The organism is Bradyrhizobium elkanii WSM2783 (assembly GCF_000472865.1).
GTDB classification, from domain to species: domain Bacteria; phylum Pseudomonadota; class Alphaproteobacteria; order Rhizobiales; family Xanthobacteraceae; genus Bradyrhizobium; species Bradyrhizobium elkanii_A.
The window spans coordinates 1-17,518 of the sequence record NZ_AXAP01000122.1 but is presented as its reverse complement, the minus strand read 5'-3'; the positions used below and the strand labels follow the sequence as shown (position 1 = coordinate 17,518).

Annotated in this window: 15 protein-coding genes and 3 pseudogenes; 3 read left to right on the top strand and 15 right to left on the bottom strand. The window is 59.3% G+C overall.

The features are described from left to right. From YY7_RS61460 to YY7_RS0146070, 7 genes and pseudogenes are all read right to left on the bottom strand, one after another. Positions 1–1,349, bottom strand: a pseudogene (locus tag YY7_RS61460) (hypothetical protein); the annotation flags it as partial. Between the two features lie 302 nt (positions 1,350–1,651). Beyond that, a protein-coding gene (locus YY7_RS55485) for an IS630 family transposase (RefSeq protein ID WP_210164754.1) occupies positions 1,652–2,687 on the bottom strand; the annotation gives its coding sequence in 2 pieces (ribosomal slippage) (positions 1,652–2,611 and positions 2,613–2,687; 1,035 coding nt in all). 62 nt (positions 2,688–2,749) lie between these two features. Next, positions 2,750–4,972 (bottom strand): annotated as a pseudogene (locus YY7_RS55480) (class I SAM-dependent DNA methyltransferase); the annotation flags it as partial. Between the two features lie 246 nt (positions 4,973–5,218). Next, the gene (locus YY7_RS61455) at positions 5,219–5,857 is read right to left on the bottom strand and encodes a hypothetical protein (protein ID WP_035692795.1); all 639 of its coding nucleotides are present in this window, start codon (positions 5,855–5,857) and stop codon (positions 5,219–5,221) included. Beyond that, positions 5,858–6,178 carry a hypothetical protein gene (locus YY7_RS0146080; protein WP_028168948.1) on the bottom strand — a complete coding sequence of 107 codons (321 nt, stop codon included), beginning with the start codon at positions 6,176–6,178 and terminating at the stop codon, positions 5,858–5,860. It lies immediately after the preceding gene. Beyond that, positions 6,169–6,435, bottom strand: coding sequence for a hypothetical protein (locus YY7_RS0146075; protein WP_028168947.1), 267 nt, complete (start codon positions 6,433–6,435; stop codon positions 6,169–6,171). The genes YY7_RS0146080 and YY7_RS0146075 overlap by 10 nt, the downstream gene beginning before the upstream one ends. Before the next feature lie 5 nt (positions 6,436–6,440). Beyond that, the gene (locus tag YY7_RS0146070) at positions 6,441–6,653 is read right to left on the bottom strand and encodes a helix-turn-helix domain-containing protein (RefSeq protein ID WP_051397305.1); all 213 of its coding nucleotides are present in this window, start codon (positions 6,651–6,653) and stop codon (positions 6,441–6,443) included. Positions 6,654–7,129: 476 nt separating this feature from the next. Here YY7_RS0146070 and YY7_RS0146065 point away from each other — a divergent pair, with 476 nt between their 5' ends. Both YY7_RS0146065 and YY7_RS64115 read left to right on the top strand, forming a co-directional pair. Next, positions 7,130–8,701, top strand: a complete 1,572-nt coding sequence (locus YY7_RS0146065; protein WP_028168945.1) for a S10 family peptidase — start codon at positions 7,130–7,132, stop codon at positions 8,699–8,701. A gap of 405 nt (positions 8,702–9,106) precedes the next feature. Beyond that, positions 9,107–9,325: pseudogene (locus YY7_RS64115) on the top strand (transposase); the annotation flags it as partial. A gap of 337 nt (positions 9,326–9,662) precedes the next feature. On the opposite strand, the gene YY7_RS0146055 reads toward YY7_RS64115, so the two are convergent. The 8 genes from YY7_RS0146055 to YY7_RS55465 form a co-directional block, all read right to left on the bottom strand. Continuing rightward, positions 9,663–10,298, bottom strand: a complete 636-nt coding sequence (locus YY7_RS0146055; RefSeq protein WP_245287676.1) for an effector protein NopP — start codon at positions 10,296–10,298, stop codon at positions 9,663–9,665. A gap of 393 nt (positions 10,299–10,691) precedes the next feature. After that, the gene (locus YY7_RS55470) at positions 10,692–11,096 is read right to left on the bottom strand and encodes a tetratricopeptide repeat protein (RefSeq protein ID WP_245287675.1); all 405 of its coding nucleotides are present in this window, start codon (positions 11,094–11,096) and stop codon (positions 10,692–10,694) included. 220 nt (positions 11,097–11,316) lie between these two features. Further along, positions 11,317–13,434 carry a type III secretion system export apparatus subunit SctV gene (gene sctV, locus YY7_RS0146045; protein WP_028168942.1) on the bottom strand — a complete coding sequence of 706 codons (2,118 nt, stop codon included), beginning with the start codon at positions 13,432–13,434 and terminating at the stop codon, positions 11,317–11,319. Positions 13,435–13,445: 11 nt separating this feature from the next. Beyond that, the gene (locus tag YY7_RS59550) at positions 13,446–13,874 is read right to left on the bottom strand and encodes a tetratricopeptide repeat protein (protein WP_080664153.1); all 429 of its coding nucleotides are present in this window, start codon (positions 13,872–13,874) and stop codon (positions 13,446–13,448) included. Position 13,875: 1 nt separating this feature from the next. Continuing rightward, positions 13,876–14,403: a hypothetical protein gene (locus YY7_RS0146035; RefSeq protein WP_028168940.1), complete on the bottom strand. Its 528-nt coding sequence runs from the start codon at positions 14,401–14,403 to the stop codon at positions 13,876–13,878. 30 nt (positions 14,404–14,433) lie between these two features. After that, a complete protein-coding gene (locus YY7_RS0146030; RefSeq protein ID WP_028168939.1) occupies positions 14,434–15,321 on the bottom strand; it encodes a SctD/MshK family protein in 888 nt (295 codons plus the stop codon). A 125-nt stretch (positions 15,322–15,446) separates the two neighbouring features. Continuing rightward, the gene (locus tag YY7_RS0146025; protein ID WP_028168938.1) at positions 15,447–15,653 is read right to left on the bottom strand and encodes a hypothetical protein; all 207 of its coding nucleotides are present in this window, start codon (positions 15,651–15,653) and stop codon (positions 15,447–15,449) included. Positions 15,654–15,700: 47 nt separating this feature from the next. After that, complete coding sequence (locus YY7_RS55465; protein ID WP_035692794.1) at positions 15,701–15,991, bottom strand: hypothetical protein; 291 nt, start codon at positions 15,989–15,991, stop codon at positions 15,701–15,703. 958 nt (positions 15,992–16,949) lie between these two features. Between YY7_RS55465 and YY7_RS55460 the strand changes: the two genes are divergently transcribed. Then, a partial coding sequence (locus YY7_RS55460) for a DUF1521 domain-containing protein (RefSeq protein WP_035692799.1) occupies positions 16,950–17,518 on the top strand: 569 nt, incomplete at its 3' end.

The window sequence follows — 17,518 nt, the reverse complement described above, 5'->3', positions numbered from 1 at the left end:
CCCGCGTAGGTATTTGAACGAGCTCCGGCCAGGTGCGCTGGTGCAAAGTGAGCATCATCGCGCAATTCGGATGGCGTCGGCGCATTCAGGTCAACAAACGGCTCAAGGCCGGCGTAAGTGTCTGAGCGAGCCCTGGCAGTTGACGGTGACGCTGGTTCTTGCATCTCCTTCCTCAACAAAGCCCAAGCTCCCTCGCTCGGGGTGGCTGGGGTTGCGGGAAGCGCCTGCGACGGGCTGGGCCGCCCAGCGCCCAGCCCGGACGGCAAAGCCGGCTGCTCGCGGGCTTCTGGCCCTAGAGCATGGTTCGCCTCGACGAGTTTTAAGTAATTCCGAAGGTGCGCCAAATCGGGATCATATAGCCTGCCTTCAGTCAGTTTGAATGCAAGCACATCGTCGCGCAGCGTAAATCCCTCCCTGTCGGAGCGGTTAAGTCGGCCAGCCATGCTCTCCCTGCCATTTTCTTTAAGCCACGCACCCAGGGTATGAAGACGTGCAGCCCGCTCCTGGGCAGACTTCCTTGGCTCAAGATTTTTCAAGGCCTGGTCGAGCGCGCCATCTATGAGGGCGGCGTCTTCGGGATAACGACCCAGATGCCATGAGCTACTTGCGCCGGATGCGCGCTCCGCGCGCTGAAACTCGTCAATCATCTTCAACGCGGGCACGAGGGTTGTGTCGTTCGGACGCAACTTTTTAGCGCGCTTGATGCGTGACTCGTGATCTAGCCTGGCGATTGCGTGGCCCTCGCGGTTGAGCGCTTCAGAAAACATGCGAAGGCTGCCGCTATAGTTCACAACGGCCTTTGCGGGTCGCCTGCTGCTACGAGCTGCGCCCTCGATGAGGGCTTGGTCTTCGGCTGGAATACTCCGTTGCCGCCCACGCTGGGAACGGCCTGACGTACCACCGGGTTCAAGATACTCCCGAAGATAACGCAAGGCAGTAATAGTTTTCGGGTTGTCGAATTTATCGGCGTGGGCTACCAGCGAATTGTGATCGAGCGCAGAAATCGATTGCCCATTACGTGCGAGATCCTCTCCAAGACGACGAAGAACCTTTACATAACCACCGACCGTTGCCGCGCTCAGTCCCCGGCGTTCACCTGCCGACCGAATGGCGTTGTCGATGATGGAGGCGTCTTCATTAGGCAGATGGGGGGTGTATACATCTCGAGGCGCGGGCGCCGCTGGGACGGGAGCGGCATCGGCTTGTTGCACCTCATCCAAGCGTTGCTCAAAGCTCGGATGCCCAGCCTCGTCCGCTTGCCCCCCTGACCTGACTGTTGCTTCGCCAAGGCGGGGTGATACCCACGTTGCCAGTCGGGGACTGAAAATATTGAATCTGTTCGGATCCATCGCGACCTCGTTCGACTGGACTTCAGCAATGAGACAGCAGGCTACTGTCGCAACCTGACGAGAGGCTGACGTCGTGGAACCGGCGCTGCCAGCGGCGCCCCCAAAGCTCGCAATCCGAAGACTTTCAAAATCCGTCGTGCCTCAGTTTGAGATTTTTCCGGCCCACCAGATCGTCGTCCATTGGATTGGGGCCAAGGTCCGGGGTCAATTGAGCCACCAGATTGCAGGTGCGGCAATGAGAGCCCAGCGAGGAAGTTTCTGGCGAGCTTGTCACAGCGCTTGACATGTGGCGGAAGTCTTACTCATAGGTCAGAAATATAGGCGACATCTGGATGCTTGAAGAAGGAACGCACCAAAGCTGGTCTGTTGCCGATGTCGGCGAGCTGGGTGCGGACTCGGTCTTCCAATTTCTCGCCTGCGCGCAGCGGCCGGCGTGCATTGCCAGTGCGCTTGGCATGGCTCCATACGAGCTCGTCGGGATTCAAATCCGGGGCATATCCCGGAAGAAAGTGCAGCGTCAGCTTTCCCTGCGTGCTCGCCACGTAGTCCTTGACCACCGCCTTCTTGTGCGCGGGTAGCCCGTCCACAATCAGATGCAGCGCTTTCTTGCGGCGATACATCAGCTTCTTGAGCAGGTCCACGAACAGCTCGCCAGACAGTGCGCCCTTGTACGTCGCGAACCAGAACGCGCCCTTGGCGCTCACCGCCGACGCCGCGCCGATGCTTTGCCGTTGCCCCGGCGTTTGCACCACCGGCGTTTCTCCCTTCACGCCCCACGTCGTGCCTTGCACCGCATCCGCCCGGAAGCCGGATTCATCCCAGAAATAGACATCCGCTTTCTCCCGCTTGGCACGCCGCGCAATGGCCGGATAGGTTTCCCGCTGCCAACGCTCGATCGCCTCCGGGTCACGCTGATAGGCGCGTTGCAATGGCTTCTGCGCGCTCAATCCCAAGCGCGCCAGCATCCCCCCGATCGACGCCAGACTCAGCCTCACGCCGAATTCCCGCTCCACCAGTTCGCGCACGATTTGCCGCGTCCACAAGCCAAAATCGAAACCGTATTGCAGCGGGTTCTTGCCGTTGATCCAACGAAACACTTGCCGCTCTTGCGCCGGCGTCAACTTCTTCGGACGTCCCGTTCCTTTGCGCGACGCCAGCGCCCGCAGGCCCTTCCCACGACCTTTCACCGTTCTCATCCAGCGGTAAATCACGCTGCGGTGAAATCCATAGCTCTCGACGACGGCGCTCGGCTTTTCACCTTCGGCGCACTCGCTCCAACGCCATCATGCGGATTTCTTCCAGGGTTCGATGGTCAAGTTGTCGGCCGTCGCGTTTCATGCCGATAGCATACACCAACGCCGCAACAATGTCGCCTATATTTCTGACCTATGAGTAAGCTGGTGCGCCCGCCTAGCTAAGGCATTCGCACCTTTGTCTCGGCTCGCCAGCCTTATCCTGCGAACCTCTTCCACGCCGGCATTGAGCGGTTCAATAGCTAAACCTTCCTTGAGATTCTGATCCTCGATCCAAATGCAAAACCGCGAGCCACCGTTATGAAATCCTGCGCTCCGTAAATCCGTCGGAGAAACTTATTCCGCTGCGCATCATTTAAGCCAAGCGACGCGATTTCGTCGGAGCGCAACAGCAAGTGACCACCGTCACTCGGCTTGTTTCCGAACTCCATCACACTCAGCTCGCTGATCGGAGAGGACCGCTTTTCGACGATGACGCGAGGACCAAGTGTCAGATATGGTGTGATTGACGCCCCCTCGCGGACTGTAAGGCTATTTTGTTCGTCGTGTTGGAAGACGACGAGGTGCGCTGGTTGGTCGGCCGATCCCCACTATGACTACCGTCACGCCAGCCTTATTACTTGCGAGGTTCGACCACTTGAACGACGTGTAGGCGAAGAGAATATCGCAACCGGCGCTGAATAGGACCGGCCACAATATCGTTACAGATTGCCCTTGGCAGATTGAATTTGTGGCCACGAAGGCAGCAACCGCATTCGTGCTCGCCATGTACTCAGCCGCCTTGATGAACCAGCCAGCGACGTAGTCAAGAAATCCACTGGAGGACGTTCGTCCACCAAGCAGCGCGCGAACCTCGGCCTTTTGTTTTGCGCTCTGCCACGTGAAGCCAAGATAAGGTGGATTGCCGCAGATGTAGGTCTCTCCTCCTTCATTTTCAAAGTCGATCTGCGCCTGATCGAGCGGCGTGTGAAATAGGTCGTCCGCGTGATGCTTCACGCCCGTGCCGGTCGGCGGGCAGATACTTAACCAGTCGAGCCGCAGCGCGTTGCCACAGACAATCCAGTTCTGTGTATCCAACGGCAGGAAATCGGCCAAAGCTTCCTTCTGTCCGCGATAAAGAACGTCGCATTGGTACTCTGCGATGATCAGTGCTAGACGCGCGACCTCGGCAGGAAAATCGCGAAGCTCGATTCCTCGGAAGTTGGTAAGGGGAATTTCGCTGCGCCGGTCGGATTCGCCGCGCCGCCGATTGATCTCGGCCTCGATCTCGCGCATTTCCTTGTATGCGATGACAAGAAAATTGCCGGAGCCGCAGGCCGGATCGAACACCCTGATCTTTGCCATGCGTTTGCGCAGATTGAGCAGAGTGCGAGGATTGTTTCCGGCCTCCTCAAGTTGCGCCCGCAGGTCGTCGAGGAACAGCGGATTTAGCACTTTCAGGATATTCGGCACGCTTGTGTAATGCATGCCGAGCGCGCCACGCTCTTCATCGTCGGCTACGGCTTGGATCATCGATCCAAAGATATCCGGATTGATTTTTGTCCAGTCGAGATTACCGATGTGGAGCAGATAGGAACCCGCGATCCGGCTAAAGCACGGCACATCGGGATTCCCCGCAAATAGGCCACCATTGACATAAGGGAATTTGTTCGCCCACCGCGCAATTCCGGCTGGCTCCCGATCGTCGCGCTTCGTATTCATGGCCCGGAACAGTTCGCTGATCACCTCATGGGTGTTCGCGGAATTTCGCTCGCTCATCTGCTCGATCGTGGTCGTGAACAGACGGTTGCCTTCAAAGATGTCGGTGTCCTCAGCGAAGAAGCAGAAGATCAGCCGCGCCATGAAATGGTTCATTTCCGGGCGGCGCTCCACCGTACCCCATTCAGGGTTGTCTTTCAGAAGCTCGACGTAGAGCCTGTTCAGGCGGCTTGTGGCGCGGATATCGAAAGAGCTTTCGCGGACTTGCTTGACCGTGGTGATTCCGGCGAGCGGCAAGAAAAAACCAAAATGGTCCGGGAAGTCCCGATAGGCGCAAGCAATCGGCGCTTCGTCCGATTCTAGCTCCTCAGCTTCGAGCGTCTCGCCGTCGGTGGCGAGGATGTACCGCGCCTTCGCCCTGGCCGTCGCCGGACTGGCCTTGAGGGCGGCAAGGGTCTTAGTGACGTCGCCTGGCGCACAGACCGCGATGTGGATATGGTTCGTTTGCAGGACACCGCCCAGATCGGACTTGTTGGATGCACCCGCACGCAGCCGCTTGATTGTCGTGTCCTTGTTCCCGAAAGCTTGCAGGAAAGCGAAAGGGAACTCGACCGAGACGAATGCCTGCTCGGCGAGAGCCGAGATGGCTTCCTCGATCTCAACAGCATTCATACTGTCCCTACCCCCAAAAGTTCAGCTTTCAACGTTTCGTATTGTTCGGCTCAGCCATTGGCGCAGGCAATGGCCGGGTTCGGCTGCTACTACGATTCGTATAGTAACCTACCGTTTTTTGCGGCGATAGGTGCCCTTTACCACCAAAAGTGTGCGTGAAAAGATAAGGCCAGCCGGCAAAGGTCGGGCGGCGAGCCGGTCCGGTTTCCGCTCAGAGGTACTCCGTAGTGCTGCGTGGACGCGATACTATGCGGGCAGGTACTGCTCGGCCTTGCGGCGCAAGCCCGCCAGTTCGTCGACGCTGATCTCGCCGCGCTTGAGCAGCTCGGGCAGTCCGGTCTCAATCGATTCCTCGACCTCGGCGCGGGTCGCCTTGCGGCGCTCGCGGTACCAGACGACGCGCTCCGGATCGCCGAGGCGAAAGAGAACGCCATCGCCGCAGCGCACGGCGCTGTATTGCTTCGTCACCCAGATGCCGATTGCGCCCGGATTCCTTCTGATCATCGTGCCCGCAGGCTCGCGATGGTCGGACGGCAGGTCCTTTTCGTTGCGCCGCATGCGCGGGTTTGCGAGGAACGGACAGGCCTGCACGGCATACTCGGCGCATTCCCAATGCGACGGCGGCTCCGAGATGTTGCGATTGATCGCGCACATCGGGCCGATCGGGAACGCCTTGTAGACGCCGAGCGGCTGGCCACAAATCCAGCAGAGCTTGCGGTTGACAGCCTGCGCGAGCTTGCCGGGACCGATCACCCGGAAATCCGGCTCGCGATCGATCCAGGCGACGAACCAAGGCACGTAGTAGCCGGTCGCCGAGACCGGCAGGCGCTTGATGCGATCAGGGGTCGGCAACGACCAGATCGCCTGATTCAGCCGCGTCTCCATTCAGCCCCTCCTGCAGCGCCAGTATCGACGATGACCGATCCGGTAATACCGACGGCCGTGTTCGCAGACGTCGCGCCGCCTGTGCTCGCGGCGCCGCTCGGTCCTCGGTATTGCCGGCTCGGCCATGTCGACCAATGGCGCGACCGCCGGCACGAACAGCGGCAGCCGGTCGGCCTTTGCCGTCGACCGCTGCGGCTCATCGTCCGCAACGCTGGTCGTCGCTGCAGCCGGTGGCGCCGCGTCGCGCTGGCTCGCTGCAATCATCAGCAGCGACCAGATCGCGGCGGCGCCGGACATCACCTTGAATGCGGTCAGCGCCATTTCACCGGCTCGATCTGGCAAGGGAGCTTGATGCTTTTCGGGTCCTCCGGCCGGCCTGCCGTCGTCACCATGGTGGTGAAGCCGCAGACGTCGCAGGCAATGGTGAAGTAGCCGCAGCGCTCTGCGGGGTATGGCAGGCCAGTCTGGCAGAACGGCTTGGCGCCGCGCGTCAGGTCGAGGTCGATGCCATCGGGATAGTTGGGATTCGACGGATGCGCCGGCTCGCAGCCGCGATCGATCCAGCTCACATGAATCATCGGGCCTACATCTCCGGCAGTGAGGCGAACATCGCGTCGATGGAATCCAGGTCGACCAGGGTTCGGGTGTCGAACTTGTAGGCTCTGATCCGCTTGGCGTTGATCAGCTCATAGCACTTGGTGTGCGAGAACCTGCCGTAGCGGCACGCCTCCTTGATCGTCGCCAGGCGCCGCCCGGTCGGGGTGACAACGGTGTCGATCTCTTCCTTCTCGGTCATCTCAATCCTCACTTTCTCGCTCAGCTCCGCTCTGCGCTTGATGCGGCGAGCCGATACGCGGCCCTTGTGGCAAGCCTCGCGTCCATTCCCTGGCAAGGTTCATCATCGCATTCACTGCCGTCGAGATCGGCCAGCTCGACATAGGCCCAGTCGTGCCAGCGCGGAGCTTTGGTTGGTCCCTTTGCCGGAGACAGGCGGCGCCAGCGTGCTTGGGTAGGCTCTGTGCCATTGCGCAGGCGGTGCCGCCGACAGGCGGTCCGTGCCCTCAGGAATAGAGGCGACTACTAGACTTAGTAGGTTTGTTGTTCCCTGCTCTCAGCTAACTGAGGAGAGCCGTTTGGCAGATACGCCTCGTGCAACATAAGGCAGAACCACCCAACAGAATGCAACTATAGGTAAAAGTCCAGACCGTCCCGCAACCTTAAACCGTCGCAATCGGCCGCTGACAGAAAGTGCGGCCGGACCGGAGAAACTCCATGCTGTTCGATTTGACCGCGCGGCGCCACACCCCTCTCGCGCTCGCTCTATTTGCGTGCGCCGTGATGGGGAGCGCCCGGGCCGACGATCCGCCGCCGCGCCCCGATGCCACGACGCCGGCCGGCCAGAAGGGCGGGCCCGGCGCGCGCGGCGCCAGTGCGCCTAGTTCCCCATCGGCGGCCGAGCAGCATCGCCTGCCGCCGGATTCCACCGTCAAACAGACGCTGGAGCTGCCCGGGCGGACGCTTCGTTTCATCGCGACTGCGGGCTCGATCCGCATGTTCGACGACAAGGGCGAGCCGCAGGCCGACATCGCCTACACCTCCTATCAGCTCGACGGCACAGATCGCGCCACGCGTCCGGTGACGTTCCTCTTCAATGGCGGCCCCGGGTCATCCTCTGCTTGGCTGCAGTTCGGCAGTGCCGGGCCATGGCGGCTGCCGATCGATGCGGAAACCGTCACGGCGTCGGCCTCGCCCGAGGTCAGGCCCAACGCCGAGACCTGGCTCGATTTCACCGACCTCGTGTTCATCGATCCCGTCGGCACCGGCTACAGCCGTTTCGTGGCGACAGGCGAGGATGTGCGCAGGCGGTTCTATTCGGTCGATGGCGATGCCAGTTCAATCGCGCTTGTGATCCGCCGCTGGCTCGAGAAGCACGAGCGGCTCTCCTCGCCGAAATATGTCGCGGGCGAAAGCTATGGCGGCATTCGCGGACCGAAGGTTGTGCGCAATCTGCAGATGCAGCAGGGCGTCGGCGTGAAGGGCCTGATCCTGCTCTCGCCACTGTTCGACTACCGCCAGTTCACAGGCACGAGCTTTCTGCAACACGTCGCGAGGCTGCCAACCTATGTCGCGGTGGCCCGCGAAGCCAAGGGCGAGGGCAGGGGGGCGGTCAAACGTGCCGATCTCGCCGATGTCGAAGCTTACGCGCGTGGCGAATTCTTGGCCGACCTCGACAAGGGCGAGGCAGACAAGGAGGCCACCAACCGTCTCGCCGACAAGGTCGCCGCTTTGACCGGCATCGACCAGGCCGTAAGCCGACGGCTCGCCGGGCGCTTTGACCGCGGCGAATTCCGCCGCGAGTTCGACCGCAAGAGCGGCAAGGTGACCGGCGGTTATGACGCCTCGGTGCGCGGCCTCGATCCCTATCCGGACTCCGATAGCTACCGCTTCGGCGATCCCTCGGGCGATGCGCTGGCGGCGCCGCTGACGAGTGCCGCCGTCGATGTCCTGACGCGCAAGCTCAACTGGCGGCCGGACGGCTCCTATGAACTGCTCAACCGCGCGGTCACGCGGGCCTGGAATTTCGGCCACGGCAGCCCTCCGCAGTCGCTGTCGGAGCTGCGCGAGATCCTTGCCACGGACGCGAAGATGAACGTGCTGGTCGCGCACGGCCTGTTCGATATTGTCACGCCCTATTTCGGCTCGAAGCTGGCGCTCGATCAGTTGCCGCCCTTTGCGTCGGCGCCGCGGGTCAAACTCGTGGTCTATCCGGGCGGCCACATGTTCTATTCACGCGACGCCTCGCGCCAGGCATTTCGTGCAGAGGTCGAAGCGATGATGAAGTAGGGCGTGTGTTCATCAAGCCGGCGGCGAACTAAGTCACAAGCAGGTCGCGTTCTTCGCCTACAGTAGATCGGCGTTTCTTAGTGCAAGAGGCGCGGGGCAGAATGAGCAAGCAGGCGGCGGCGGCCATGAAAGTAGCCGACGCGCTCGTCGAGCAAATCCGTCCGCTGCTCGCAGGAAAGGGGCCCGGAAGTGCAAGGCGCGCCGATCGGTCAATTGCTGGGGATCTTCATTGCCGGCCATCCGCCGGAATTTCGCGAGCAATCGCGCAACGTTCTGCTTCATGCGCCTGATGGATCCGGAGACAACCCTCCATCAAGAAAAAGATGAATGTGGAAGACCTAAATCCGAAATTTGCGCACTGCTTTATGCGATTTATCACACTTCGGGCGTCGCTCACACCAATACGTTGAAGGTTACTTCTCAATCCTTGACCGGGGCATCATCGGAACGTATCACCACGTCAGCCAGCAGCATCTTAAGCGGCGCTATCTGGCTGAATTTGCTTTCCGCTGCAACGAGCGCGCTTCGCTCGGTGTCACCGACAAAGATCGTGCGGCGCGCTTGCTGAAAGGCATCGTTGGCAACCGTCTTACCTATCGACGACCTAACGAAGATCACTCACAAGAAGCAGGCGGCTATAAGCCTCCGGTAAGGCCTTCACTGAGCGCGTACCATAATTCGGACGACGCATAGTTCATCTTAGAACTGAAAGAGCGGCGCCAACGTCCCTGAGCTCAGCATGCATGGGCATAGAGCGGCTCGTTCATGGAGCCAAAACGCAAGGGTCAGGACGAGCTCTCTAGACGAGGCGCTTGCTCAAGGGACATGGCGGCCTGCAGCTGAGCCGTCAGATTCCGCTACCGCTCGATACGACCGGCGCGCAGGCAATAATTGCAGGCAGTAAGACCTGCATGGAGAGAGGGGCGTATCATACCCTCTCTCTCCGCGCCGAGACGACCCTCTACATAAAGTCATCGTCCTCCCAATCCGGCGAGACATTTCTCGCGCGCTCGGAACGTTCCGTATCCCTGCCTTCACTCTCTTCCGCTTTGGAAAGGTAAAGGGGAGGTTTGTTTGTTCGCTGCCATTCACCGTCGCTGTTCTTGATCCACTTGTCGGGATGCCGGGTAGGGTCAAGCACCATCATCGAGTCACCTATCTCAACAAAACCCAGCGCTGCTGCACGGGCTTTTGCTTCCGGATTCACGGGATGAGAAAGGACTAACGGCTTGTCGCCGTCTGACCGAAGCTGATGCTCCAGCAAAATGTCGCCCGCGTTATCGACGAGGGGATGCGTAACCCGAAAGTCTACCGTCGACGTGATTTCAGACCGTCCGGGAAACTGTTCCCGCCAGCGCGCGCGTGCCTTTTCCCCTTTGAACACATCACGCATGTTAGCTCCACCTTCCGTTCGGAGAAGTCCAACGCTTTTGTTTCCCAATTGATAGCTGAAGTGTCGTGCGTCGTCCGAGCCTTCTTTCCTGCCATGATTATAGGCAACGTCCGCAGCGCGCTCCGCTTTCAATGCCACCGAACGCGAGTATTGCTGAGGATTGGCGGCGATATGCTCGATTTCATCCCCATAGAAATCTTCCAATTTGTCCTGAAATGAGGACCTTGAGATCTCCACGATGGGTGGTCTGGTGCTCAGTGAGTACGGCCGTGCTGTCGCCGAGGATGAATCAGTGTAGGACTCCCGCGGCGCTATCTGCATATGGGAGAACACGTCCTCGAAGCTTCGGCCTTGATCTGTTTGCCTACCGTCGATAGCAGACTGTGTCATTCTATCAGAGTCGGAATTGCCCATCCATGGAAAGCTGGGTGAGGCATTTATTCGATTGTACATGGACGTTCGCGCTCCTATCTGCGAAAGCTGTATTGAGTGTCAACCTGCTAAGGCCGAGCGGAGCTTGATAGCCAGCCTTCCTGACGAAAAGCTGACTGCAGGTTGTCGGGCGTCTTGCAAGTCAGGTTGTACCGTAAGCGTATGCTACGGCTGTTCTGCCAGCGCACGTCGTTCGTGCGAAAGCTGTTGGAGGCTGGAGTTCCCGCTGTCTGCTTTCCCGGCAAGTGCGAGCGATAGGCCAAGATTGTTGCGCAACATCTGATTGCCTGGGGCGGCTGCGAGAGCCTGCCGATATAGCGCTTGGGCCTCATCATGGCGCCCCTCGGCGTCGAGGACCACCCCCTTTGCGTTCAGGGCACGCAAGTCACCAGGGGCTGTAAGCAAGATCTTGTCGGCTACCTTAAGCGCCTCACCCGCGCGTTTCTGTGCCAGAAGGGTCTGCGTAAGTGAGATTGCCGCATCGACATTGTCTGGTTCTTGCTTCAGAGCCTCGCGCAAACTCTCCTCGTCGGTAACCCGGAGGAGGGCGTGCGCAATGCGCTCGCGCATAGCAGGATCGATGTCCTTAGCGCCGAGCAACTCTGGCCGCGGCGTCGCTTGTACTGAGATGGCTGGGTGATCCGAGCTGGTGCAACCTCCGACCACAAGAATCGCGAACAAGGCGAGGAGAGTTAAGCCCGAGGGCGGATGGAACGCATACCATCGAGCAGCGGATGTTCTCGCAGGTGAATTCATGCTGTCCATTGTCACGACCGACTGCTGTGCGCTGTTAGCCGGCTGTGGCGAGCTGGCTGCGTTGGTCTCCTGCCGGAGCTTTTTCCTTGGGACCTGTAAGCTTGAGCGAGCCCACTGGCTGGACCGTGAAATCGGAGGCGAGATCCTGATAGGACAGAACAGGAAGATCGATCCCGTTGCGGGTGAGAAAGCCGCGGACGAAGCGCCGGATATCCAGCGAACTCAGGATGACGGGCTGGCTCTGACCTGGTGGCATGCCTGAATGAATCTGACGCAGTTGCGACAACAACATCTCGCTCTGCCGGTCCTCCAGCGCGAGGTATGGCCCGACGGCAGTTTCTCGCACCGCACTGCGAATCACATCCTCAGTTTCACGTTCGATGATAAAGGCGGGCAGAACACGGTGAGCGTTGGCGTAGCGATAGCAGATTTGCCGTTTCAGGCCGGAGCGGACGTATTCGGTGAGCAGGACAGCGTTTTGCTCGCGTTCGCTCCATTCGGCGAACGCTTCCAAGACCAGGCGGGTGTTACGAATCGGGATGTCCTCGTCGAGCAGACGACGCAGGACCTCGGCGATCCGGGGAACTGGAGTCGTTCGTAGCACTTCCTTCACCAGATCAGTATATTCCTGCTCCATCCGGGCGAGCAATTGTCGCGTCTCTTGAATGCCGACCAAGCGCTGCGCATATCGCGTCAGTACGGAACTGACGCGCAAGGCGATGATTTCGCTCGGACGGTGATGCCCGATTCCGGCCGCTTTGAGAGCCGGTGCATGGCTCTGTTCGATCCAGATCCGGCCAGTGTCTGGATCTTGCCGATACGGGATGCCGCTCAATTCAATGTTCGCTCGGTCGTCGGTGAGGGCGAGCTGCGTCGGGTCGACTCGATCCCGTTCAACCGGTACCCCTTCCACATCCAGCCTGAACTCGGACTGGGCCAAACGTGGATCCACCTGGACTGGAATGCGGGGAATCGTGATGCCAAGATCGGCTGAGACCAATGCCGAAATGCGCGCGATGTGCTGCCCAACTTCCTCTTTGTCAATCGCATTTATCAGGTTCGGCGCAACCAATAGCGCGACCGGAAGCGCCTCCGCAGGTATGGTTTGCTTTTGAGCCTGCGCTGGACTCGTAGTCGGAGCACTAACGTTGGCGGCCGTCTTAGAGCCGGTGTTCGCGCCTTGCACACCGCCCTTGACATAGCTCGCCCCGGTAAAAACTGCAGCCAGCATGAGAAACGGGGACAAGGGGAAACCAGGTATCAGCCCCATGAGAAGTAAGACGCCGGCTGCCAGCCGCAATGCCGGGGTACTGGCCGTGAGTTGGTTGATGATATCGGCACCAAGCTTGAGCTTGGAGGGCCCATTTACACGTGTGACGATGGTTGCAGCCGTAACCGACAGCAGGAGCGCCGGAATCTGAGAAATCAGCGCGTCGCCGATGGTGAGCAGCGTATATTGATGCAACGCCTCATCAATGGACATGCCCTTCGAGAGCAGTCCGATGCTAATTCCTCCGAGCATGTTGATGCAGATGACTATGAGTCCGGCGATGGCATCGCCTTTGACGAACTTCATGGCGCCATCCATCGCACCATGAAGTTGACTTTCCCGCTCCAGTGAGGCTCGCCGGCTGCGTGCGTCGCGCTGATCGATATGACCGTTGCGTAGCTCCGCGTCGATAGCCATCTGCTTGCCTGGCAGAGCGTCGAGGGTGAATCGTGCGGAGACTTCAGCGACGCGCTCGGCTCCCTTCGCGAGAACCATGAACTGCACCATGGTCACGATCAGAAATATAACAATGCCGACAGCGATGTTCCCCGATATCACGAACTCACCGAAGGTGTGAATGATGCTGCCGGCGTCTCCTTCAGCGAGGATCAGCCGCGTTGTCGCGATGGTCAGCGCCAGACGAAAGACGGTAGAGATCAGGATGACGCCCGGCAAGGATGAAAAATCCAGTGGCGTACTGAGATAGAGAGCAACCATCAGCAACAGAACGGCAAAACCCAGATTGAAGCCGATCAGCATATCGATCACGACGATCGGGATCGGCATGATCATCATTCCGATTGCCAGAAGCAGCATGAACGCGACCATGAAGTCCGCGTGGAATGGCGCGCGCACGATAAGCCTACGAAGAAGGTGTGCCATGAAGAGCCTTCTTATTGTTGTTCCGTTGGCGCTGTCCTGCCACGCAAGGATACATAATCTTTGAAGACCGCCCGCGCCTCGTCCATACGGCCGGCGCGTCGTAGCGCGTGACTGCGCAGAAGCGTCAAGGGCAGACGCGAAGAGGGATCCTCATCAAGCATGTCGAGTCTATCCAGCACATTAAGTGCTTCATTGCCAAAGCCCTCCGAGATGAGAGCATAGGTAAGAATGCGAAGCAGGTCGACGTCTCGCGAATCTTCATGGGCAAAGAGCCGCAACAGAGCGAGAGCTCGTGCGCTCTGTCCACACGCAAGGTGGACGAAGGATATTGCGCAGACCAAATCGCGCTCTTGCCCGGAGATTGGCAAGACATCGCCGGTTTTGATAGCTTCGGCCGGCGACGGTAGACTGGCGAGGTGCGATCCGCCCGAATTGACCATGCTAGCCCTTGATCAAGCTGTTCTGGTTCTGCCGGAGCAGGATCAGCCGGCGGAGCTCCTGCTGCAGTGCGTCGATCCCTTCGCGCGCCACCGAGTTCTCCGCTCCGGCCCATAGCCGGTCGGCCAAGCGCTCCAGGAGAACACCGTGCTTCTCTGCTCGCAGCACGTCCGGATCACGCAGGCGTGGGGTGACGAAGGAGAGCAGACCTGTCGCGAGATTGCGGCCATAAAGTGAAGCGAGTGCCGCACGGGGGTCGATCTCAGCGATCGGGACGCGCCTCTCGTTGAGGCTGACACGCGAGACGGCATCGATATCGTCGACCTCAAGCGAGGCCTCGATTGACAGATCGGGTGCCTCAGTATCCGGCCAAATCGACCCGTGCCTGTTCTCGCCGCCGCCATCAGTGCGATCGATCTCTAAATGATGGACTTGAGGGAGGGCCGGCTTGTTCGCTGGCTCATGGTCTTGGGTGTTGAGCCTTTGCGAAGAGGTGCCAAATCCGACAGGATGCTGCGGCAGCTTGGTCATGACATTCTCCTTTCCTGCGGTACTGGAGCTCTAATAGGGGAGAGCAGCAAGTCGTCCATTCCGGCTAAGCAGTACGCGTCCCGCCTCGATTCGATCCACCGTCCATCCATCATTCAACAGCGCCCCCACGAAGTATTTTTGGCCGCCAATAAGAAGATAGGGGTGGGCTCCGCGCCACACCGCCTGGACAGCTATTGAGGAGGGAGGCTTATCCTCCTTTACGATCACCCCGTTTACGAGTGTCAGCGAGCCGTTCGTATGCTGATCGAACCAGCGCTGAACCTCCTGCCACCTAGTGACTAACGCAGGGGTAACGGTGCCCTCCGCGCTGACTACACCTGGTCCAGGCGCGATTTTGATATTGAGAAGTCCCGCTTTATTCACCTCCTCTTGCAGCAGTTCGGCGGCTGCATCGAGGGGGCGATCATTAGGACCGTTGAGCGTCAGCTTGGCTGGAAGTGGGGCGCCAGGGGGCGCATCGGGGCTCACTGCACCGGCACTGCCGTCAAACAGGAAGCTGATTGCGAGAGTGGCGATCCCGACAGAGCTCAGCAAGACCAACGAGACTGCGATTATCGAAAGACGGGATAGGCCGATTGATCCTCGTGCCGAATCCTGTGTGCAACGAATGGACATCGTGCCCGCATGAATGACAGCAGGAAGAGAAATAACAACCCGCTTGCCTACGGCAATATCTCCGTTTCCCTCTATGCTGACTCCGGCTGCTAGGGCCTCGATCTCAATCGAACCGTGCAGGGGGGTGAGACGGAAGTGATTGGGCTCGAGCCCCTGTTCGACGAAGACGATATCAGCATCGAGGCCACTTCCGATAAGACTCGTTCCGACCGGCGCTTCACCACTCACCCCAGAATAAGGCCCTGATAGCACTTCGAAATGAACGGAAGCCGGTTCATTCACGGAGATTCTCCTGAGAAACGAGAGAAGCCGTACGGCGTTGCCGTACGGCTGGTTCCGAGTTCGTCAAGCTATGGAGAGCCTCCCGCACGCGAAAAGAGCCGGCCGTGAGCCTCCCTCTTGCAGCGCTAGCTAACGCGCTCGTCGGCAACCTTCTTTTCGGACGAGAGCTCGGTCGTAATTCTGCGCATCATGATGCTCTTGGCCTGAGCCTGTTTGCTGACACGCTCCAGCTCGGCGAGCTGCGCTGCGAAATCGCCGTCCCCGGTAGCACCGGCCTGCTGATTCGCCGCGGGTCCAAATCCGGCGGGGGAACCACCAACGGGAGAAACCATATCGAGTCACCTTTCTGTTTGGAAGTTACTGTTACTGATCACCTGCCTCACGCCGCAGCTAGCGTGATGAGGGCAGGAAATGCAATCATGACATGTGCGCTTGGCGCGTCATTCGAGAGAGTCAATTCGCCGTTGCCGTGGTTGAACTGCGGCTTGCTTCCTGCGGCAGGGCCATTGTCCTTGGCGACCTTGTCATCATCAACCTTCTCCGGCTCCAATTTGTGAATAACCCTCTCGAAAGCTTTGTCGAGTACCCCACCGACAGCGGAGCCAATCGCCGCGCCCTGCGGTCCACCGAGGTATCCACCAGCCGCGCTTCCGATCATTTCTCCAATCATCGCATTCTCCTATCTTCATCTCCATTACGGTCAATAGACGACTCCTCGCCTAGAGATCAGCGCTGACATCCTAGGAGCATTACCTTTCAAGAAGCTGACGAGTCTTCGAAGGGCCGAGGAATGAGTCGATGTCGCCAAATTTATCTTTCATCGGAAAATGTGTCGGTACTCTCGCTTCAGCCGATGTTGTCGCGCAAGACGCCGTACGTCTTGCGCTTCAAAGCTTGAGCGGTTGCAACTCGCTGCTGGCGTATGAGCTGTGCCAGCTGTCGGTCCAACGAGCATGGTTCCGAGCAGCTCGACTGCAAAGCTGGATCGCCTGGTGCTCATCAAGCGCCGTGCACAACGTCCTTAAGATATCTGCCGTGGCGCTTGCCTCGAGCAATCAAGTGGTAGACAAATCGACTGCGGCGTACGTGTGCAAGTGCCTGGTCTCAAGACTCGAGCGAAATCAGTTTCGAAGCGGCGTTTGTACCGAACATGGCCGTCCGAGGCGCCTAAGACCGCCTCGAGCATTCACGCGAGAGGCTCGGCCGAAGTTCTTCAGAGATCGTGGATGCTCGCCCTCCGCACGTCCCAAGATGTCGTGTTCCGCCGCCCATCATGAAGAGCGTTTCGTTGCGGTCGCGAGCTCTCAGCGTTAGTTCAGGCGATACGCAAGCGGATGTGCTGGTGGACGATCATCCTATCGTCAGCTTTTAGACAGGTACTCCGGATACATTTCCTGCGACTTGGTTACGCTCGACGTGAGAGTCCCGAATTGCCATGCGGCAAGGGGTTAAGAGAAGTGGTCCGCCGATCAAGACTGTTGTCACCCGCAACAAGAAACGCGAGAGCGCGTGCTGCTGGCCGTGGCGTGGGATTGGTTTTGAAGGGCCTTGGCGCAACGTGCCAAGTTGATTGTGCGGGTGGTCCTCGCAGTCTGTCGCTGCCTTCAATGCAATAGGAGTGAATGAAAATGCCGTATCTTCCCGTAGTGGGTGGTTCCAATCCGGCGGTGGGGCTAGTGCCTGAAGGTGCGCCCGCCGTTCCAATGTTCAACGTGGTGTTGGGGCAGTACGCCGGCGCCGTCGGCGTCCCGGTGGGGGCCTACCAATACCTCCCGGTAAATACTTCGGCCCTCGTCGCACCCGCCGTCCTCAATCCGGTCTACGTTGCTCCAACCCTTCTCGCCCCGCCGCCGCCTCCCCAGTTCGCGTCGGTCGCCCAGAACCAGGGCTCGTCGTCCTCAATTGATCCGGTCTGGACGCATGAGGTTCATGACGGCAAGGCCACCATCCACCTTGGCGATAAATATACAATCACGGCGGACGAGAAGCATGGCACCTGGACCGTTCGGAACAATGAAACCGGCCATGTCTCGAAGATTCATGGCGATCCGCATGTCGATGCTAATGGGGACGGCAAGGACGATTTCGACTTCAAGAAGGGCATGACCCTGCAACTCGACGATGGCACGAAGATCACCGTGGATACGGCCGACTACGGCAACGGCAAGAGCATTTCGTCCAAGCTCACCATCACGAA